The sequence below is a fragment of the Pseudoalteromonas sp. NZS100_1 genome (assembly GCF_015864285.1).
GTDB classification, from domain to species: Bacteria; Pseudomonadota; Gammaproteobacteria; order Enterobacterales; family Alteromonadaceae; genus Pseudoalteromonas; species Pseudoalteromonas arctica.
In genome coordinates this window covers 1-20,217 of record NZ_JADYXN010000045.1, presented here as the reverse complement: position 1 = coordinate 20,217, position 20,217 = coordinate 1, and the positions used below count along the sequence as shown (strand labels likewise).

Annotated in this window: 17 protein-coding genes and 1 tRNA gene; 3 read left to right on the top strand and 15 right to left on the bottom strand. The window is 39.8% G+C overall.

The features are described 5' to 3' along the window. Nucleotides 1-136: 136 nt before the first annotated feature. From csrA to ribA, 6 genes are all read right to left on the bottom strand, one after another. Entirely contained in the window at nucleotides 137-328 is a 192-nt protein-coding gene (gene csrA, locus I6F66_RS19500) for a carbon storage regulator CsrA (RefSeq protein ID WP_004587515.1), read from the bottom strand. Between the two features lie 91 nt (nucleotides 329-419). Continuing rightward, nucleotides 420-1,637, bottom strand: a complete 1,218-nt coding sequence (locus tag I6F66_RS19495; protein ID WP_197209612.1) for an aspartate kinase — start codon at nucleotides 1,635-1,637, stop codon at nucleotides 420-422. Nucleotides 1,638-1,643: 6 nt separating this feature from the next. After that, nucleotides 1,644-4,244, bottom strand: a complete 2,601-nt coding sequence (gene alaS, locus I6F66_RS19490; RefSeq protein WP_197209611.1) for an alanine--tRNA ligase — start codon at nucleotides 4,242-4,244, stop codon at nucleotides 1,644-1,646. 19 nt (nucleotides 4,245-4,263) lie between these two features. After that, nucleotides 4,264-4,716, bottom strand: coding sequence for a regulatory protein RecX (locus tag I6F66_RS19485; RefSeq protein WP_121954069.1), 453 nt, complete (start codon nucleotides 4,714-4,716; stop codon nucleotides 4,264-4,266). Then, a complete protein-coding gene (locus I6F66_RS19480) occupies nucleotides 4,716-5,504 on the bottom strand; it encodes a BPSS1780 family membrane protein (protein ID WP_024600767.1) in 789 nt (262 codons plus the stop codon). Before I6F66_RS19480 ends, I6F66_RS19485 begins: the two co-directional genes overlap by 1 nt. An 81-nt stretch (nucleotides 5,505-5,585) precedes the next feature. Then, nucleotides 5,586-6,209 carry a GTP cyclohydrolase II gene (ribA, locus tag I6F66_RS19475; protein ID WP_007583803.1) on the bottom strand — a complete coding sequence of 208 codons (624 nt, stop codon included), beginning with the start codon at nucleotides 6,207-6,209 and terminating at the stop codon, nucleotides 5,586-5,588. Nucleotides 6,210-6,460: 251 nt separating this feature from the next. On the opposite strand from ribA, the gene I6F66_RS19470 reads away from it, so the two are divergent. Next, a complete protein-coding gene (locus I6F66_RS19470; protein WP_165727240.1) occupies nucleotides 6,461-7,573 on the top strand; it encodes an energy transducer TonB in 1,113 nt (370 codons plus the stop codon). 92 nt (nucleotides 7,574-7,665) lie between these two features. Continuing rightward, on the top strand, nucleotides 7,666-8,781 hold the full coding sequence (locus I6F66_RS19465) for an energy transducer TonB (RefSeq protein WP_165727239.1): 1,116 nt from the start codon (nucleotides 7,666-7,668) through the stop codon (nucleotides 8,779-8,781). A 67-nt stretch (nucleotides 8,782-8,848) separates the two neighbouring features. Here the strand turns inward: I6F66_RS19465 and I6F66_RS19460 are convergent, their stop codons facing one another. The 3 genes from I6F66_RS19460 to I6F66_RS19450 form a co-directional block, all read right to left on the bottom strand. Next, nucleotides 8,849-9,358, bottom strand: a complete 510-nt coding sequence (locus I6F66_RS19460) for a hypothetical protein (RefSeq protein ID WP_165742049.1) — start codon at nucleotides 9,356-9,358, stop codon at nucleotides 8,849-8,851. Between the two features lie 99 nt (nucleotides 9,359-9,457). Further along, nucleotides 9,458-9,907 (bottom strand): low molecular weight protein-tyrosine-phosphatase, encoded by a 450-nt coding sequence (locus I6F66_RS19455; RefSeq protein WP_165742051.1) that lies wholly within the window; start codon nucleotides 9,905-9,907, stop codon nucleotides 9,458-9,460. Nucleotides 9,908-9,952: 45 nt separating this feature from the next. Beyond that, nucleotides 9,953-10,459, bottom strand: coding sequence for a DUF3087 domain-containing protein (locus I6F66_RS19450; protein WP_165742053.1), 507 nt, complete (start codon nucleotides 10,457-10,459; stop codon nucleotides 9,953-9,955). A 238-nt stretch (nucleotides 10,460-10,697) separates the two neighbouring features. Between I6F66_RS19450 and I6F66_RS19445 the strand changes: the two genes are divergently transcribed. Next, entirely contained in the window at nucleotides 10,698-10,856 is a 159-nt protein-coding gene (locus I6F66_RS19445; RefSeq protein ID WP_165742055.1) for a hypothetical protein, read from the top strand. A gap of 86 nt (nucleotides 10,857-10,942) precedes the next feature. Here I6F66_RS19445 and I6F66_RS19440 read toward each other — a convergent pair whose 3' ends face one another. The 6 genes from I6F66_RS19440 to I6F66_RS19415 form a co-directional block, all read right to left on the bottom strand. Beyond that, on the bottom strand, nucleotides 10,943-12,601 hold the full coding sequence (locus I6F66_RS19440; protein WP_197209610.1) for a P-loop NTPase fold protein: 1,659 nt from the start codon (nucleotides 12,599-12,601) through the stop codon (nucleotides 10,943-10,945). A 237-nt stretch (nucleotides 12,602-12,838) separates the two neighbouring features. Beyond that, nucleotides 12,839-14,572, bottom strand: coding sequence for a potassium/proton antiporter (locus I6F66_RS19435; protein ID WP_165741831.1), 1,734 nt, complete (start codon nucleotides 14,570-14,572; stop codon nucleotides 12,839-12,841). Nucleotides 14,573-15,018: 446 nt separating this feature from the next. After that, the gene (locus I6F66_RS19430) at nucleotides 15,019-16,395 is read right to left on the bottom strand and encodes a Na+/H+ antiporter NhaC family protein (protein ID WP_197209609.1); all 1,377 of its coding nucleotides are present in this window, start codon (nucleotides 16,393-16,395) and stop codon (nucleotides 15,019-15,021) included. Between the two features lie 190 nt (nucleotides 16,396-16,585). Further along, nucleotides 16,586-18,244: a penicillin binding protein PBP4B gene (pbp4b, locus tag I6F66_RS19425; protein ID WP_197176932.1), complete on the bottom strand. Its 1,659-nt coding sequence runs from the start codon at nucleotides 18,242-18,244 to the stop codon at nucleotides 16,586-16,588. A 9-nt stretch (nucleotides 18,245-18,253) separates the two neighbouring features. Beyond that, complete coding sequence (locus I6F66_RS19420; protein WP_197209608.1) at nucleotides 18,254-19,429, bottom strand: exo-beta-N-acetylmuramidase NamZ domain-containing protein; 1,176 nt, start codon at nucleotides 19,427-19,429, stop codon at nucleotides 18,254-18,256. A gap of 711 nt (nucleotides 19,430-20,140) precedes the next feature. Next, a tRNA-Arg gene (locus tag I6F66_RS19415) sits at nucleotides 20,141-20,217 on the bottom strand.

Genomic DNA, 20,217 nt, shown 5'->3' with positions numbered 1-20,217 from the left:
CAAAAGATGATAAGGGTATTGTGAAGCAACCAAAAGATCGGTCAACCGATCAAAAATACCTTAACTGATCGGTGTTAACTCAGTGAGTGGCTTTTAGTCTAGTTGAGCTAATTACTCAACTACGTATACGTGTTGATTAAGCATTGCCCGGATTAGGGTTCGACTTTTCAGCTTGTATGCGCATGTAAATCTCTTCACGATGCACTGATACGTCTTTTGGTGCATTAACACCGATTCGAACTTGATTTCCTTTAACACCTAGAACAGTAACTGTTACTTCGTCACCAATCATTAGGGTTTCACCTACTCTACGAGTTAGTATTAGCATTCTCTTGCTCCCATGTTCCAATAAAAATTATAAGATTCCGCTTAAACATACTAATGAAAATTAGACTGAAAAGTAAGTAAAAACTCTCAATCTATCCATTTTCTGTTAAAAATGCTTTGTGTAATGCACGAACTGCCAACTCTAGGTACTTTTCATCTATTAAAACTGAAATTTTAATCTCAGAAGTCGAGACTAAAACTACATTAATATTTTCCTGCGCTAATGCATCAAAAAATAAACTTGCTACACCAGAATGCGATTTCATACCCATTCCAACAGCAGAAACTTTAGCTACTGTTGGTAATCCGCTTGTATTTTGAGCACTGAGTTGAGTTTGATCTTCGCTCAATAATTCAAGTGCTTGCAGATAATCATTCGAGTGCACAGTAAAAGCATAGTCTATTTTTTCAAAGATATGATTAACTTGATTAATCATATCTATTTCGATGCCATTATCAGCAAAAAGTTTCAATATTTTTGAAAGATATTGCGTACCGCTTGGCACACCATCTACTTTAATTAAACATTCGTCACAATTAAACGCAATCCCCGATACCACCTTGCTTGGCATATCGTTCTCCTCAAAACTTATTAATGTGCCTTCATCAGGATTAAAACTAGAAAGCACCCTAAGTGGCACATTGTGTCTACCTGCAGCTTCTACCGAGCGAATATGCAAAACTTTTGCGCCTAAACTTGCCAGCTCCAGCATTTCGGCAAAAGTAACTTGGCTCATTCTGCGCGCGTTTGGTTCAACACGAGGATCTGTAGTATATACGCCGTCAACGTCTGTATAGATCTGGCATTCGTCGGCTTTTATAGCCGCTGCTATTTCTACAGCCGATGTATCGGTGCCGCCGCGTCCAAGCGTTGTAATATTGCCCTCAATATCACGTCCCTGAAACCCAGCAATAATAGCAATACGATTATGCTCAAGCTCATGCTTTAAGCGCGTAGCAGCAACCTCTTCAATACGGGCTTTACCAAACATGTTGTCGGTTTGAATATTGACTTGATCGGCTAATAAGCTCACCGCTGAGTGGCCACGTTTGATAATAGCCATAGCAAGCAGTGATACAGAAACCTGCTCTCCGGTGCTAATAAGTACATCTAGTTCACGGCTACTCGGGCGAGTATCAATTTGTTTGGCGAGGTTAATTAAGCGGTTGGTTTCTCCCGACATAGCAGAGAGAACCACAACCACTTGATGCCCTTGTTGTCTGGTTTTAACAACAAGGTCGGCGACCGCTTCAATTCGCTCTATTGAGCCAACCGAAGTGCCACCGAATTTTTGAACAATAAGCGCCACTTAGGCTTAAGTACGCTCAGTTAACCAAGCTGTAACGCTATCTAGTGCAGCAGCAAGGTTTTGTGGCTCACTACCACCAGCCTGTGCCATATCTGGACGACCGCCACCTTTACCACCTACTTGGCCTGCCATGTGGTTAACTAACTCACCGGCTTTTACTTTGCCTGTTAAGTCTTTAGTTACACCGGCAATTAGGCTTACTTTGTCGCCACTGGCAACACCCAGTGCAATAACACCTGAGCCAATCTTGTTTTTAAGGTCATCAACCATACCGCGAAGCGCTTTAGATTCAGTCCCTTCAACGTTAGCTACAAGTAACTTAACGCCATTAATTTCAACAATCGAATCAAGTAAAGACGCGCCTGCTGCGCTTGCTAGCTTATCGTTAAGCTGCGCAATTTGTTTTTCAAGGCTCTTTGACTTTTCAAGAAGCGCTGTTACTTTTTCAAGTACCGATGCGCTATCACCTTTTACAAGTGCTGCAACATCGCTAAGTTGTTGCTCTTGCTCGCTAACGTACGCAACTGCATCGGCGCCAGTTACGGCTTCAATACGGCGAACGCCAGCGGCAATACCACTTTCAGATACAATTTTGAATAAGCCAATATCGCCAGCGCGCTCAACGTGCGTACCACCACAAAGCTCAATAGAATAGTCACCAATAGTTACTACACGTACTTCGTCATCGTACTTTTCGCCAAACAACGCCATAGCACCTTTCGCTTTAGCATCATCAATAGCCATAAGCTCAGTATTAAGTGCAAAGTTACGACGAATTTCGTCATTAACTACACGCTCAATTTCACGTAGCTCATCTTTAGTTACGGCTTCAAAGTGCGAAAAGTCAAAACGTAAACGATCTGGCTGAACAAGTGAGCCTTTTTGGCCTACATGCTCGCCTAATAACTGGCGTAGTGCTTCGTGTAAAATATGCGTAGCGGTATGGTTTTTCTTGATGCTATCGCGGCGCGTATCATCAATTGTTGCATCCACTTTATCGTTTACACCAATACGACCTTGTACAGTACCGTGATGAGCAAAAGCATTACCAAGCTTAGTGGTATTAGTAACATTAAATTCGCCACCAGCCACTGTAATAGTACCGGTATCACCCGTTTGGCCGCCTGATTCAGCGTAAAACGGTGTGCGGTCTAGTACTACAATACCTTTTTGACCATCTTCTAATAACTGTACAGCTTCGCCACCGGCAAAAATTTCAATAACGGTCGCGCTGTAATGTGTACTGTCGTAACCTTTAAAATCAGTGTGTTTATCTGATTTTAATTGGTCATTGTAATCTGCACCAAATTTACCTGCTTGCTGCGCTGTTTTACGTTGTACAGCCATACACTCTTCAAAGCCTTGATGATCAATCGTCATCTGGCGCTCACGCGCAACATCGGCTGTTAAATCAGCAGGGAAACCATACGTATCGTAAAGCTTAAATACTAAGTCGCCCGGTATAATATCGCCTTTAAGGTCGCTTAAGCTTTCTTCTAAAATAGCTAAGCCACGCTCAAGTGTTTTACCAAACTGCTCTTCTTCAATGCGTAATACTTTTTCGATAATTTCTTGTTGCTTAGCAAGCTCAGGATACGCTTGACCCATTTGCTCAATTAGCGCAGCAACTAATTTATAGAAAAACGAACCTTGTGCACCTAACTTATTACCGTGGCGCACAGCACGACGAATAATACGGCGTAGTACATAACCACGGCCTTCGTTAGATGGCATAACACCGTCTGAGATTAAAAACGCACACGAACGAATATGATCCGCCACTACGCGTAGTGACTTATCGTCCATGTCTTGTGCATTAGTAACACTTGCAGCAGCAGCAATTAAGCCTTGGAATAAATCGATTTCGTAGTTTGAATGCACGCCCTGCAAAATAGCAGAAATACGCTCAAGGCCCATTCCCGTATCAACAGATTGCTTAGGTAGAGGCAACATTGTACCGTCGCTTTGACGGTTGTACTGCATGAATACAAGGTTCCAAATTTCGATGAAACGGTCGCCGTCTTCCTCTGGAGAGCCCGGAGGTCCGCCCCAAATGTGTTCGCCATGATCATAAAATATTTCAGAACACGGACCACACGGACCGGTATCCCCCATAGACCAAAAGTTGTCTGAGGTAGCAATACGAATAATACGATCCTCAGATAAGCCAATGTCTTTTGACCAGTATTCAAACGCTTCTTCGTCATCGTGGTAAATAGTTACTAAAAGCTTTTCTTTTGGTAGTTTTACTTCTTCAGTTAAAAACTCCCATGCAAACTTAATAGCTTCTTGCTTAAAGTAATCACCAAAGCTGAAGTTACCTAACATTTCAAAAAATGTATGGTGGCGAGCAGTGTAGCCCACATTTTCTAAATCGTTATGCTTACCGCCAGCACGTACACAGCGCTGCGAGCTAGTCGCACGTGTATAAGGGCGGCTTTCTGCGCCTAAAAATACATCTTTAAATTGCACCATGCCGGCATTGTTAAATAACAACGTGGCATCGTTACCCGGAATAAGCGAGCTTGAAGGTACAACTTGGTGTTGTTTGCTGGCAAAAAAGTCTAAAAACTGTTGCCTAATTTGTGCGGTAGTCATGTGCTGCATTTGAAAGTCTCACCTGTATTTACTGTGCTTGCATTGCAAAATTAATTTCATCGTAGCTAAAACCCCGATACATTAAGTAGCGCACGCGCTTAGCTTTATCTTTGTAATCGAGATCTGGCGGTGTATTTGAATATTTTTTATTGTACGCATCCTGCGCAAGCTCAAACCAATCTACTTCAAGCTCTTCAACTACCAATTCAAGTAGCGAACGATCAATCCCTTTGCCCATAGCTTCGCTTTGTATTCGCTTAAGCCCGTGGCATTTAAATATGTGTTTTCTTACAAAGCCTTCACAGTATCGCTGCTCGTTAATAAAATTATGCTTTTCGCACCAATCAAGCAGCGTTTCAATAAACTCTTCTGTAGCTTCTTTTTGCTGTAGCTTAAGCGTTAACTCACGACGCGAATATTCTTGGCGCCCTAGTAACCAAAGTACATAGTTTTTTAGTTTTTGCTTTAATTTATCATCCATTAAGCGTCAAAACGCCCGCTTGTTTCACTGCTAAGTGGCTTAACATTAATGTCGTCACTTGGTGGTACAACAGGCATAAAAATGGCTTGATAAGATACAAAAAAGCTAATGTAGCAAATTGGCATTAAAATCAACAGTGGTAAGAACGATAAGAACATCGAAAGCGCCATAAATAATGCGCAAATAAGGCCAAAAACGCCAAGTGGCAAAATGTTATGATAAAACACCATTAACGATTTTTTAAGTGCCGTTAAAATACGTGTTTCTTTACTAAAATAAACAAGCGGTACAGCGTAAGCAAACGCTGTTAAGTAAATTAGCATTGCCATAAAAAACAAAATGACATTCGCGCCCGAAATACTATCAAGCATTTGCTCAAGTGCTACATTTGGATCAAGTCCTGGTTGGCTCATAACAGCCACTGCATCGGCAAATAAGCCATTAGCGAGTAGCGCCATTAAAATGCCCGCACCCATTTGGTAAAGTGCTAAACGTAGTAACCCTAAACGATTTCCCTTAGCCGTAAATGGCTTGAGAATATCGGCTAGCATAATTTTTCCGCCCTGCTGCTTACTAAGCACCGCTTGGTAAAAGCCTGCGGTTAAAAATGGCGTAGCTAGCGCTGCCACAACTTGCAGTAAAGGTAAAAATAAAGACAGCAGCCCTACAATGCCAATAAATAAATGCATAAAAATAAAGGTTGCTGGCTGGGTTTTAAAAATAAGCCATCCGGCTTTTAACCACTTTAGCCCTGCATCGGCTTTAAAAATTCGTAATTGTGTAGACATACTTGCTCTTAATTTAAAACGAAACACGCCAAGTATAACTTGGCGTGAGGGGGTATTAATAGACGAAACGTAATTAAATGATTAAGGTTTTTTAATTTTCTTAATATCTAACATATGCGCGCCATGCTTAATTTTAGTTTCTAGGTACGACTTATTACCCGCAACACCCGCTTTAATGTGCGCATGCGTGCCCACAACCGAGTCAACATTAATACCGGCATCTTTTAATGCGTTAAGCTTTTTAGGATTATTGGTCATTAATTTAACGTGGCTTAAATTAAGCGCATTAAGCATTAACACAGCATCCGAAAAGTCACGTAAATCATCAGCAAAGCCTAAATGATTATTAGCTTCGTAGGTGTTCATACCTTGCGATTGCAATACGTAAGCATCAATTTTGTTGTATAAACCAATGCCACGACCTTCTTGGCGTAAATACAATAAAATACCGCCTTGCTCGTGCATCATTTCAATACATTCATTTAGCTGCTCGCCGCAATCACAACGCGATGAGTAAAATACATCACCTGTTAAACACTCAGAATGCATACGAATAAGCGGTACATCTTGCTCTGTATCAGCGTTGTTAAACACCATAGCAATATGTTCTTTGCCATCTTTTAAATCAGTAAATGAGATTATTTCTGCAGGGATATCACTATTTCTGCCAACATTAAGCTGGACTCTTGCTCTTACTTGCGCCACGACAAATCCAAATATTTAAATAACTACGACACGACAATAAAGTGATAATATCACAAAATAGGATAAATACACCGTAGTACAAGACTGTTTATGGCAATTATATGGCGACGACAGGCGTTATTTTCAATGATTGTTAAGCAATTAATAACCCGAATATTACAACTTCGCTTGTTTACTTTAATTTACCTAAAATAATGACAGACCTTGATAGTTTTGGTAATTTTATGGGCTAATAAATAATAGGGATTATTATGAAGCACCAACAGCTCGCCATATCAATAGGATTAAGCTTATTAGCCTTTGCTAACTACACTTTCGCAAACCAAGTAAATAGCATTCAAGTTGTATCTGCAAACGCCGAAGAAACTGACTCAGCATTCGTTGCAGCCAAAGAACAAGCTGAAAAAGAAGCACAACTTGCTTATCAAAAAGGGCTCGCTCTATATGGAGAAAATAGCAATGAAACGGCAAAGCTTGCTATTAACTACGCTAAAGCCATCAACAGTTATGTTGCAAAGAACCTTGTGGCTATAGGGTATGGTAATGAAGAGAAACGGTTTGATTTGTATTCACAGGCCCACCGTATTTTAGTTAAAAACTATGGCGAAAACTCAATAGAGACTATGGATACGCTACTAGCCAAAGCCACTCATACGAATAAATCAGATACCGCAGTCAAAAACTTTAAGCAACTCATTAAAATCGCTGAATTACAAAATGACCCTGGCCTTGTCGCTAATATGCAATTTGAAGCTGCAGAAACATTACTTTATGGGTTTAGCCATAGCGAATATTCTTTAGCGAAAAAATACGCTCAAGATGCAGATAAATATTACCAAGCCCAGCTACCTGATAATGCAGTAGAGCGTATAAAGTCTGACCTTTTAATGGTTTCATTTGAGAGTGGCCGTAAAGATTACGACAAAGCAACTAAAAGGCTAAACCGTATAGTTGGCTTATTTGATAAATATAAAAATTTAGATCAAAGCTTTGAGCTTAATGCGCATGTTGGCTTAGTTCAGCTATATGAAAAACAAGATGAAAGCGATAAAGCGACTAAACACGCCTTAGCCTTTGCTAAAAATACGCACTGGAAAAATACCTCAGAGCAAAATCCACTCTACATAACCGAGCCTATATACCCTCGCGGTGAAACTAAAAGTCATGTAATAGTTATATTAGAGATTACTGTTGATACCCATGGCTTTGTGAAAAATCCTAAGGTTATTAGTTCTGAAGGTTCTAAAGCGTTTGAAAAATCAGCGATAGCCGCTGTTAAACAATGGCGTTACGCTCCAAAGTTTAAAAATGGAAAACCTGTAAATGCAACAACTCAAGCTGAACTGTATTTTGAACGCCTTTAAGTAGTTTTACCATTCAGTCAAAAATTATATTAATAAGAAACTGTTGTAATTACGTCAACCTAGTTTCAATTTAAAAGTTAATAGGGATTATTATGAAACGTCAGCAACTCGCTTTATTTATAGGCTTAAGTTTATCTGCTCTAAGCGCAACAACTTTAAGTACTACAGCACTCGCCAGCCAAGCAAGCGATCCTCAAACGGTATTTAGCCAAGCATACCAAAGCTATTTAGCAGCAGTTAAAGCAGACAAAAACGTACAACAAACTGCCAAACTTGCTTACACATCAGGTAAAGCCGTTTACGGTAAAAGCGACGACAATACTGCCAACTTAGCTATTAATTACGCTAAAGCAATAAAAGGCTACGGCGATGAGCTAAACGAACAGCGTTTTGCACTCTATAACGAAGCCCATACTATTTTAGCTGCAAACCACGGTAAACTATCAATAGAAACAATTGATGCACTACTCGGCCAAGCTAACTACACAACATCAGCTTACAAAGCAGCTAACTTTTTAGAACAAGTAATTGAAATAGCTAAAACACAAAATAAGCCTAAGTTTGTAGCCGACATGAAACTAGAAGCGGCAACGCTGCTTGCTAAAAAGTTTAGCTCTAAAAAATATCGCGTAGCTAAAAACTACCTAGAAGAAGCCGACGAATACTACCGTGAAAATATTCCGAGTAGCTCGGTAGAACAAATTAAAGCCAATTTTTTAATAGCCGCATTTGCCGAAGGTAGCAAAAAATATAACCGAGCAATTGAGCGCTTAAATAATATAGTTACTGCATTTGACGATAACTTAAGCTTTGATCACAGTGCTGAGCTAACTGCTCATTCAAAGCTTGTAGGTCTGTACGAAAAACAAGGTAAAAGCGAAGAAGCAACTAAACATTGCCTAGCTATCGCTCAAATGGTGCCATGGAAAGAATCACAAGAGCAAACACCTCTCTATCGTGTTAATCCTAAATACCCAGCGCATAAAGCCCGGTTTAGTACCGATGGTAGCGTTGTTATGGAGTTTGAGGTAGACGCAGCTGGCTTTGTAAAAAACCTAAAAGTGCTTAGTTCTGAAGGTGGCAACGCATTTGAAAAGTCAGCCCAAGCAGCTGTTGAGCAATGGCGTTACGCACCAAAGTTCGAAAATGGCAAACCCGTTAGCGCTACTTCTCAGGTACAACTCGACTTTAAAATTAACCGCCACTAAAAGCGGCTCATTAAAAAAGGCGCTTTATGCGCCTTTTTTAAAACTAACTAATACAAAACTCATGTAGTTAAAATTCATAACTTACGCTAATACCGCCATCGGCTCTTTTTTCGTTGCTGTCGCTTGCTTTACCATAGCCCACATCTAGCTCTAATCTAAAACCAGCGCTGTTCAATCCATTAAAGTTGTAGCTGTAAGTAAGCCCTATGCCGTTTGTTGTTTCTTCATCAAAAATACCGCCAATTACACAACCTAGCGTATTAGCAAAGTCAGTTGCTACATCATTAGTTGAACTTTCACACTCTTGGTCTGTATCTCTTGCACCAATAGCGCCCACAAGCGCGCCAAAAGCATGTTTTTTATTATCGCTAACTGCTTGTTCAAAACCGGCTGAAAAACCATCATCAAGGCCTATTTTGTAGTTTGCATACCAGCGTTGTGTATCATCGTTAGCCGATAAAGACACCTCAGGAATAACCAAATAAGGGTAGCCACCCCCAATCGAAAAACTAACATCGTTAGCAAAAGTAGAACAAGAAGCGATAGATAAAGTGAGTAGTAATATTTTTATTTTCATAAAGTTCCCTTTGAGTAAGCATAAAATGTACTTACTTTAGGAACACTGTGCAATACGACAAAAAGCTCGTTAAATTTAGCTTTAGTAATAAAATAGGAATTAAATTTTAGCGAGTATTTTATCACTAGCCGCTTCTATTAAATCGAGCACATTTTCAAAACCATCATCGCCGCCATAATAAGGATCGGGAATAGCGCTTTGGGTTTGCTCGCCGTATTCTAAAAACAGCGCTAATTTGTACTGTAGATGCTCAGGGCACTGGGCTTTTAAATCAGCTAAGTTTTGCGTATCGGCCGCTAAAATTAAATCAAACTCAGTAAAGTCGCTACTGCGTACTTTGCGCGAATAAATACCTTTAAAGCTATAACCACGTTTTTCGCCTGCTGCCATTGAGCGGCTATCAGGCGTTTTACCTTCGTGGTAACCAATAGTCCCTGCCGAATCAACTTTAACGTTAACGCCTAGCTTTTTAGCACGGGCTTTTAATACCGCCTCTGCGGTTGGCGAGCGGCAAATATTACCTAAACACACTATGAGTATTTTTTTCATTAAGGCTCCTCTAACTAATTTAAAAACCTATGTTTTAAAACTGTTTTAAAACTGTTTTAAAATACTTGCGTCGTAATCTTCAACGTTAAGCGTTACATTATATTGCGCTGCAACAGATTCAAGCTCAGCTTGTTTAATGGCTAAATCGTCCATAGTGATTAGATTATCGTCTAGCTGCCACAATAACCGAGAGCCCGCGTAGCTATAGTGAATCGCTAATAACGCATCGGCATTCCCTTCACGGCCAGCAGCTTTTAACTTAGCCATTTTACGGGTTATTTTATTAAGTGCTTTTTTAAGCTCCCACACATAAACAACTTCTGTCATAAACGTATGTGTACGATATTTATGAAGTAACCACGCAAGCCCAACGCTAGTAATAGCAACGCCTATTAAGTTCCAATGAAAGTGGCTACCACTTTCATCAGGAAATAAAGCAATCAGCGTTTGCGATATAGCCAAGCTGCCTACCGCCAAACCAATACCACATCCTGCAATAACACGGTTTAAATGTTTACGGTAACGCGCTTTATTTATTTCAATGAGTTGCATAACAGCCTAAAAAGTTAAGTTTTAATATTTGCGAATGGCTATTGTAACTAAACCCCACATTTTTTATAAAATTATTTCACCCCTTTTTGATTTGCCACCCGTTATAGCTTTGAAAACACCCTAATTGTTGTGATCAATAAAATTTGGAGCGGCTTATGCACACACTTGAACTATCTAACAACCCAGTATTTATTAAAACATCAACTGCGCAGCTGCTGGCTGTAATCTTAAGGTGCTAGTGCAAATTAAGCATTCGCTGTTGAGTGATTTAAAGGGTAAACATGCGGTTGAAAGCGATATAAACACGGGTGATATGTTAGCTATGGCGCATAACGGTAAAGGGCAGATTATTGCGCTTAAACATGCGCGAGCTGGGATTAGGCAGTGTGGGGCTTAGATGGTTTGGTCCAGTTGAGGTTGGTGGTAATTTAAATAAAAATTACCACCGAGAACACAGAGGCGCTTAGCGCTGCACAGAGAGAGTTAACTATCGCCCATGTAATCTAATGGTGAGGAAAGCTCTATAAACTCACGATAATGATCTTTAGTAAGTTTATTGTATTCATCTTTTATGTAGATATATTTAATCAATAACCTAGCCACGTCATAAGGGTTAGAATTATCAGATTCCCACAACTCTTTGTCAGCTTGCTCTAATTCAGTTAACTTCCTTCTATCAGTATTTCCGAATCCAGCGAAAACAAGGGACATTTCATCTACAAAAATTTTGCAGAAAAAATATTCAATGTAATGCTTTAGTTTAATTTTGTTCTCCGTATCTTTGTAGCGGTTAACTATACAGTTCTTATCCTTGCTATATAATTTTGAATCTATGAAAAATATAATATCTCTTTCTAAATCATCGGGTAATATTTTTTCTGATAAATAATCAGATAACCTTATATTTTGTGTATCACCTTTCTTATTTAATTTTGTTCTCTTAAATCTACCATTTATAATTTCTTCATAAAGAGGGTGATCTTTTTCATGGATACAAAACAAAACTGCGAGAACGAGTACATCTACTTTTTTACCACTTGGTAAATTTGTAATAATGGCAGTTATACGTTCAGTAATTTGAATCGCTGTTCTAGGTTGTATATGAAACGCATCTAATATAACTGAGATATTAGCTAAAGCGGTTTCGGGCGTTTTTGTCCGAGGGAGAAGCTCAATTTTTTTACTTTCTAAATACTCAGATCCAAATTTAATTGTATCGCTATGTACTGATAAAAAATCCTTCAAAGCAGGTCGTTTTAAGCTATAGCGGCTATTAAAAAAGCGGCCTAGATAAATCTTAGCATCAAAGCCTTCACCATAAATTGATTTAATTGTATGTTGAAGTTGCTCGGTATCCGTAGCCACAACAAATACTATTCCTTTAACATCAAAAATATGTTTAATCGTCTCAAGCATTTCTACTGCATAACTTGGGCGACAACGGTCTAATTCATCAATAAAAATAAATATGGGTAACGACTTATCTTTTTGCTCTTCAAACTTACTTACCCAATCAGCTAACTTATACTTTATAACTTCAACGCTTTTGTTTTTAGCCTCATGATCTTTAATCAAATTTTGTGCAAGCGCCTTTACTGCGGGCGAAAAGTCACTGCCAGTCAGTTTATTAGAATTTTGCTTTTGGTCGCTATCAATTTCATCATCAGAAAATAGCAATGTATGTAGTTCATCTAAATCAATACCAGATATCTTTTTAGTTAAACCTTGTGCAATAGCAGGTGCAACAGCCTTAAATATCGAAACGGCGCTTTTAGGTATGGTTATATTAAACTTCGCCTGAAGTTGAAGCTGCTTGATGATACCCGCAATTACAGTTAAAAATGGATCGTCTGAGTAATCTTGCTGCCACGCATCAATATAAACTACAGGGTAATCTACTATTAATTCCTGCGACCAACGCTTAAGAAAATATGTTTTACCTGCCCCCCATTCTGCATTTAAGTTTAATACATAGTTTTTCTTTTGGTCTTCATCAGGTCTGGTTTCGTCAAACCCTTCTTGAGCCAATAGTCTTGATAAAAAAGTTGCGTAGCGAGCACGATCTAATTTATCTGCAGGAAAATATTCACCTACCGAGCGGTTAGTTTCCGTGTTCCAATTGAAGTCTTTAATTTCAGTCATTTAATATCCTTTTAAATAATGCTTTTCATATAGTGCAATATAGAATTATCAACAGTTGCATTTATTTCGGGCTAACGCCCGACGCGCTAGCAAGCTAAGCGCCTACAAAAACAATGCATATATTTAACGTTAAAGCTGCAAAGTGGATTGGAGATCCGTTGGGTTTCGTGTCACTCAACCTACGTAGCTATAAACGAGCTGTCACCACTTAATAAATTACTGTAAATGATTACGGCTTTAAAAGTCTTTTTCTGGATTGTTTAAATACTTTAGACCAATGGTCACTATGCGTGTATGTACCATTGTTATAACGCGTATTTGCACATTACCAATAACAACAATATCGCCTTTGCTGACTTCTCCTGAAAGCTTTTGGTTAATTACTTCTTCCAAGCTTATCTCTTCTGGGGCATCTATTTGCATGTGATAAGAGTAAAATATATCGCCTACCAACGTTACCCCTTTCACTTTAAGTTCGTTGTGCGCTAAGTGGCTATCTTGATGGTTTGTTTTATCGGTTGCTGTAAAAACTAAATCAACAAAAGGTCTGTTATCTGGTTTTAAAACAACAAATAAGTGGTCATTTGCTTTTAACTTAGTTGAGCCTCGTGGCGGGATGATTGACGGACCCCGCGTGATCATAGCAACAACCACACTCTCAGGAAGTGCCGCATGTGACAAGCTACGCCCAGAAACCCGCGAAACGTCACTTAAAGTGTATTCTACAATTTCTATATCAATATCGTTTAGTGCTGTGATTTCGAGCGTTGCAGCAGCGAGATCAGGTGGCGGCTCTACTAAATTTAGTTTTTTAGCCATCCAAGGCATTGTTGAACCCTGTAACGTGGCTGAAATTAACACCACGAAAAAAACCACATTAAAAATAAGCTCTGCCCCTGAAAGGCCAAATAGTAATGGGAATATAGCTAAAATAATGGGTACTGAGCCTCTAAGGCCAACCCAAGATACAAACAAAGTTTCGCGATTATTAAAGCCAAACAGTTTTAAAATAGGCGCTACAGCTAATGGGCGAGCAACAAAAATAAGTGCCAGTGCAATAAGCAATCCTTCTAACCATACATCAACCAATGACGATGGGTTAATAAGGAGCCCTAATACAACAAACATGGTTATTTGCCCAAGCCATGCTAAGCCGTCATGAAACAGAAAAATACCGCGTTTATATACAAACTTACTGTTACCTAAAATAACACCTGTTATAAATACAGCTAAAAAACCACTGCCGCCAAGCGTTGCAGAAAGGCCAAATGAAAGCAGTCCAAAGGCTGTTACCATCACTAAATACAAACCCGATGCATTTAGTTTAATTCGATTAATAAACCAAACCGATACCTTACCAATTAAAAGACCACAAATAGCGCCAACACCCATTTGTTGAGCAAATAACTGTAGTAAACCCAGCCCTATTGGCATGTCGTTAACAAGCATTTCGAGCAAACCAACCGTTAGAAAAATAGCCATTGGATCGTTCGAGGCACTTTCTATTTCAAGCGTAGATTTAAGCTTTTTGTTTAAGTGAATACCCGCACTTCGTAAAAGCGCAAACACTGCTGCGGCATCTGTAGAGCCAACAATGGCGCCCAGTAAAACACCTTGTAATATGGGCAGGTCTAAAATATAAGTGGCCACAAGGCCTGTAATTACAGCGGTAAATAACACCCCGACGGTTGCTAAAGCAGACGCGGGTTTCCACACTTGTTTAATTGAACTGGTAGGCGTTTGTAAACCGCCATCAAATAGAATAATGGCAAGCGCAAGAGTACCCAAAGCATGTGCAGCCTCTGCGTTGTCGAATGAAATACCTGCAATACCGTCTTCACCTGCGAGCATACCTACAAGTAAAAATAGCACCAGCACAGGTAAGCCAACGCGTGCAGATAACTTGCTCGAGATCACTCCTAGTAAAATTAATATGGCACTAACGAGAATGATATTATCAATTGCAAACATAGTGTGGATTTACAGCCTTATATGAATTATACCAATCCGCAATAATACTTAGTCATTTTGCGGGGCTAAACGTGTCGCTACCTGCGTTAAAAACTCTCATTTACGACTGCATGGATGCAGAAGGTAGAGCAATGCAGGAGCAATTGCCGAGAACAACTAAATAGCGAATTTTTTGCCTAGCTATCAACACGTTTTTCCAGCCTCAAAATAGATTACTTAATTAAGCGAATTGGTATTAAAAAGTAAGAATTTATAGCTAACAAAAAGCTTAAAGCTCATGCTATACAATAACCTAAAAAATATAAATACGGGTACTTAAGTCTATATTTAAATAGTTTATTTAATAGCTAGTGCGTCGTTAAGCTTGGTACTACCGGGCTCGGTCTTAATTTAAAAACAAAAAAGCCTGCAATAAGCAGGCTTTTAACTATTTAAACAATCGTATTTTATAAAACAATAATGCTTGTTACTAAGTACGCTAAAAACGTAAGGCCACCACCAAATAAGGCATACGGTAGCTGCGTTTTAACATGGGTGAGTAAGTCACATCCCGATGCAATAGCAGATACAGCGCTGGTGTCGGATATAGGCGAGCAATGATCGCCAAATATACCACCACCCAAAATAGCACCTACCACAAGCGATGGCGGTAAACCTAGCGCTTGAATAAGTGGCACACCAATTGGGATTAATATAGCAAACGTGCCCCACGATGTACCTGTAGTAAACGACATAACCGCACCAGTTAAAAACAGCACAGGTACTATTAAGTAAATAGGTAGGTAGTCGCCAACAAGTGACGCTACAAATACGCCAGTACCCAACTCTTTTAAGCTTGCGCCAAGTGTAAGCGAAAGCAGTACAATGGCGACCAGTGGCATTAATTCGCCCATACCTTTAAAACCGGTATCAACTAATTGATGATGCGTAAATTTACGTGAGCCAATCATTAAAAAGTAAGCGACAACAATGGCTAAAACCGTTGCGTATAATACTGATTTAGAACCGCTGCCCTCTGCTAACACACCATTACCGGTGTAATACATAAAGCCAACCATGCTGGTAATGAGCGTAATAAGCGGAATTAACATGTAACGCGCTTTAGAGGCTTTTATTTCATCTTTTAAGTCGGTTTTTTGAAGCTCTAGTTTTTCTTCGGCTTCTTTCATTGGGCCATGCACTTTATCAAACGCGATGGTGTAAAAAACAATAACAAGAGTGATTATGGCGTAAAAGTTATACCCTACGCTGCCCCACAAAACCGATACAGCCGACTCACCTAGCTCGTAGTTACCTAACAAACCAAGTACAAATGCGCCCCAGCCATTAAGCAGTATTAAAATACACACTGGCGCACTGGTGCTATCAATAATATACGCTAAACGCGCTCGGCTCATTTTAAATTTGTCGAATAAGCCACGCGATAAAATACCCGAGGTAAGTACGCTCAGGTTAGATTCTATAAACACCGCAATACCGGTAAACATGGTTAAAAAGCCCACTTGGCGCTTACTTTTTGCAATGCCTTTGTTCATTAGCATATTAACAGTTGCTGCAACGCCGCCAGATTCGCGAATGTAGGCAAGCAGTGCACCAATTAAAATACTAAATATTAATATGCGTGTATTACCTGGCGAGCTGGCAACCGAAATAATACGTTCAATGGTATTTAAAAAAGTATCAAACAAGCTATTACCTTCGCCCTGCAAGGCGAGTAAAAACTCAGAAGAAGCAACGGCAACAAGTAGCGCCATAATCACTTCTTTTCGCCAAAACACGATAGCAATCGCAATTAGCGGCGGTAAAATAGAATACCAATGCATAAAAAGTTAACCTTAATTATTAGCGAGTAGCCTCGCTTTGTACGCGTTTTAACGCTTATTTGTTAAGCCTAACAACATAAACCGGCTTAGTTTTATAGACCGCTTAGCTTAATGGATTGGCTTACTCAAGTCACCTGTAAATAAATCACTTGGAGTGGCACAGTTAGTACGTTTTAACCTATACGATAGCTTATTGATTTAGTAGTGCTTCATAAATAAGCGACACTACCGATCCGTACTGTGCGGTTTCAAATTGTTTGCCTGTAAATTCGTAACGCTTTAGCGAGCCTTTAATTGCACTATGGCGAGCATTGGTAAGTAAAACAATAGCTAAGTCGTAAGCGGGGTCAATTACGGTCACTGTCCCCGTCCAACCTGTGTGTCCATAAGCCTGCGCGCTTGCATAAGGGCCAAAATGCCAGCGCCTTGCTTGGTTGTTACCAGCAAGCCTAAAGCCAAGCCCGTAGGTTTCGTCGCTTGATTGCGGCGTTAAAAATTGCGCTAAGGCGCTTGCACTAAATAATTGTTGGTCGCCGTAGCCACCATTATTTAATAATAGCTGGCAAAGCACGGCTAAGTCATGAGCGTTACTAAATAGCCCCGCATGCCCTGCTACGCCATCAAGCGAGTAGTAAGCGCGCTCGTCATGCACTTGGCCTTGTAAAACAGTGGTGCGAATATTATCAAACTTAATACGCCCGTCTCGTGTGTTGCCGCTAAGCTCGGTGGCTGCAAATTGCTGCGGCTTAAAGCCTTTTTTAAGTGGATTAAATAACGTGTTAGTTAATTTTAGTGGCGCATACACGTGCTGCTCTAGGTATTGGTCAAGGGGCTGCCCAGTGATACGCTCAATTAGTACGCCTAAAATCATGTAATCAATATCTGAATAAATAGGCTGCCCAGATGATTCACTGCTAAAAGGCACGCTGGTAAGTAATAGCTGTTTGGTGGTTTTACTATTTAGCGAATAAAACGCGTCGCCATTGCTGCCATCTTTACGGTGAAAGTCAAATACTGGCGGATATCCGGCGCTGTGTGTAAGTAAATCTTTTACTGTGCGTTGTGAGCGCCCTTCGCCTTTATATTCGCTTAGGTAGCTTTGTACGGGTTTATTAATATTTAATAACCCTTCGCTTACTAATTTCATAAGTGCAAAGTTGGTGGCAAATATTTTGGTGTTTGAGGCTAAATCAAACAAGGTATTAGTTTGCATTGGCTCCGGGCGTAACAGCATTAAATCACTTTGCTGATATTGCTTTGCATCGCCATAAGCAGTTAACTTTATTAGCTCGCCATTTTTAACAACAGCCAACACAGCCCCAGGAAAACCCGCTTTTACATCGCGATTTATTAATGCGTCCACTTCGCTAAAATCTATGCTTTTTATTGGATCGTCGCTTAAAGTAGGAAATGCAAAACGCAGCGTTAAACTTGCGCCAATAGGGAGAATATTTTCAACTTTAAAAGTATTAACGCCGTTGTGAGTATTTTTTGCCAAGCTGTAATTGTATAAGGTGTTGGCGCTTAGTTGTTTAACGTCGAGCTTTTGATTATTAATGTAAATATCGGCGCTTTGTGCGTTATGGTTTTGTATCAATAATTGCCCGCGCCCTTTGTAAGCTTTAAACGTTCCTCGGTTATTTACATAAAACCGGCTACTTGGATTTACCTCAGGAAACGTTACAACCACTTGTGCATTAGGCAGCTCTACAAGTTGGCTCTTTGTAAGTGGTAGCACTGAGCTAATAGGCTCAGGTGGTGTACTACAACCCACAACAATAAAGCTTAACGCCGCTATAAATGCTTTTTTTATATAACTACACCTTTGATTTTTTAAAGCAATAAACATGCTTAGCCCTTATTTATATAACAAGTAAGGCGCTCTTTGCGCTTTAAATTGCGCAAGCCCCGCCTGCCAACTTTGTTTTATTTGCGCCTCTGATTGCCCTGCTTCAATAGCTAAGCGCAATTTATTAGTACCCGCTAGTTTATCCATAAAGTCAGCGCGCTCAAAAAACGAGATGTTGCTTTTACTAAGCTCCGTGTACGCATTTATTAAGTAAGTTAAGTTTAGGCCTGTGATATTTGCTTGTCTTAAATCGAGCCCTTGTACGGTTTGGTTTTTAAATTTAGGGTTTAAAGCAGCGCCTTTAATTGCGCGCGGTGTAAAATTAAAATCACCTAATGCAACTGGCGAATAGCCAATTACTTGAAACGCAAAGTCGGTGCCTCTACCGATACTGATAGGCGTTGCCTCAAAAAAGCAAAGTGATGGGTAAAGTGCAATGGCCTGATCGTTAGGTAAATTAGGGCTGGGTTTTACCGGCAAGCTGTAAGTACTTTTGCGAGTGTAATGATCAACAGGGATCACAGTTAATTTTAAATCGGGTGCTTTATTGATCCAGCCCTCGCCTTTGATCATTTTGGCAAGTTCGCCAACGGTCATGCCGTGTAAAACAGGAATTGGGTGCATGCCTACAAACGATTTAAATTCTGGCTCTAATATTGGCCCATTAACGTAGGCAATATTTGGATTGGGTCTGTCGAGTACTAAAAATTCTATCCCCTGCTCTGCAGCGGCTTCCATCATGTAGTGCATAGAGCTTATGTAGGTATAAAAACGCACGCCTACATCTTGAATGTCAAAAACAATGACATCAACATCGGCTAAAGCAGCTTGGCTTGGTTTTTTATTTTTACCGTAAATAGAAATAAGCGGAATACCAGTTTTACCATCAACGGCACTTTTTACATGTGCGCCCGCATCATGATCGCCACGAAAGCCATGCTCAGGTGCAAAAATTTTAGTTATATTAATATTTTTAGTCAGCAGCGCATCGACTAAGTGAGTTTGCCCTACCGTTGATGTTTGATTAACTACCAGCCCTACGCTTTTATTTTTTAACTGCGGTAAATATTTAGCATATTGCTGCGCACCTACCATAAGTGAGTTATTAGCTTCGTTGGCTTGTGCGCTGGAAATACAAATAGCGCTAAAAATAAAAAATAACGTAATAAATAGGGTTTTAAACATACTGCAATATCCTTTTAAACAAGGCGTTTAAAATAACATAGGTAATATTAAAGAGCAGCTTTAGAAAAGGGTTAAGTGGGCTTGAGTAGATACAGTGATTAGAAGCTGGCGCTTCTCACGCGAGCAAGCTCAGCGTCTACAACGGATAAATAAACTCGGAGTTTAGATTTAAAGATTAGAGCTAGTTTTACTTGAAAATACCACCTCCCATTTTAAGCTTAAAGACCGTATTTAACCTTCTTAGAGCTAAACGCTTCTAGTTATTTAATTTCTTGGTCAATGAACCACTTAAAGATCTATTACACAAAGAAAAGTAAATGAGAAGACATAAGCCCGGGTTTATTAGTTTAGCTTAGCTTTATTACTACCTCTAAAAGCGCAGCGCCTCTTAAACTCTTTGTGAATAAATTACTTATTTCTGGCGTTGCCAACAAATAAAATCTTATAAATTATATTTTTGAGGGGGGAATAGAAGCTGTCGCTTCTCACGCGAGCAAGCTCTGCGGCTACAGGAGTGGTAGTTTACATTTCACTTTATTTTAGGCACAAAAAAACCGACTTAATGTCGGCTTGTTTATGGAAGTGGCGGGCGCAGGACGTATCTTGTAAGAGTGAACCTCCGACTTCTTAGTTCTCAATCCTCCTAAACTCTACATTTCACTTTATTTTAGGCACAAAAAAACCGACTTAATGTCGGCTTATTTATGAAAGTGGTGGGCGCAGGAGGATTCGAACCTCCGACCGCTCGGTTCGTAGCCGAGTACTCTATCCAGCTGAGCTATGCACCC

Excerpts from the sequence above, each read along its gene's own strand:
- csrA (WP_004587515.1), bottom strand. The coding sequence starts at position 328 with ATGCTAATACTAACTCGTAGAGTAGGTGAAACCCTAATGATTGGTGAC.
- alaS (WP_197209611.1), bottom strand. The coding sequence starts at position 4,244 with ATGCAGCACATGACTACCGCACAAATTAGGCAACAGTTTTTAGACTTT.
- I6F66_RS19485 (WP_121954069.1), bottom strand. The coding sequence starts at position 4,716 with ATGGATGATAAATTAAAGCAAAAACTAAAAAACTATGTACTTTGGTTA.
- I6F66_RS19480 (WP_024600767.1), bottom strand. The coding sequence starts at position 5,504 with ATGTCTACACAATTACGAATTTTTAAAGCCGATGCAGGGCTAAAGTGG.
- I6F66_RS19470 (WP_165727240.1), top strand. The coding sequence starts at position 6,461 with ATGAAGCACCAACAGCTCGCCATATCAATAGGATTAAGCTTATTAGCC.
- I6F66_RS19465 (WP_165727239.1), top strand. The coding sequence starts at position 7,666 with ATGAAACGTCAGCAACTCGCTTTATTTATAGGCTTAAGTTTATCTGCT.
- I6F66_RS19460 (WP_165742049.1), bottom strand. The coding sequence starts at position 9,358 with ATGAAAATAAAAATATTACTACTCACTTTATCTATCGCTTCTTGTTCT.
- I6F66_RS19455 (WP_165742051.1), bottom strand. The coding sequence starts at position 9,907 with ATGAAAAAAATACTCATAGTGTGTTTAGGTAATATTTGCCGCTCGCCA.
- I6F66_RS19450 (WP_165742053.1), bottom strand. The coding sequence starts at position 10,459 with ATGCAACTCATTGAAATAAATAAAGCGCGTTACCGTAAACATTTAAAC.
- I6F66_RS19440 (WP_197209610.1), bottom strand. The coding sequence starts at position 12,601 with ATGACTGAAATTAAAGACTTCAATTGGAACACGGAAACTAACCGCTCG.
- I6F66_RS19435 (WP_165741831.1), bottom strand. The coding sequence starts at position 14,572 with ATGTTTGCAATTGATAATATCATTCTCGTTAGTGCCATATTAATTTTA.
- I6F66_RS19430 (WP_197209609.1), bottom strand. The coding sequence starts at position 16,395 with ATGCATTGGTATTCTATTTTACCGCCGCTAATTGCGATTGCTATCGTG.
- pbp4b (WP_197176932.1), bottom strand. The coding sequence starts at position 18,244 with ATGTTTATTGCTTTAAAAAATCAAAGGTGTAGTTATATAAAAAAAGCA.
- I6F66_RS19420 (WP_197209608.1), bottom strand. The coding sequence starts at position 19,429 with ATGTTTAAAACCCTATTTATTACGTTATTTTTTATTTTTAGCGCTATT.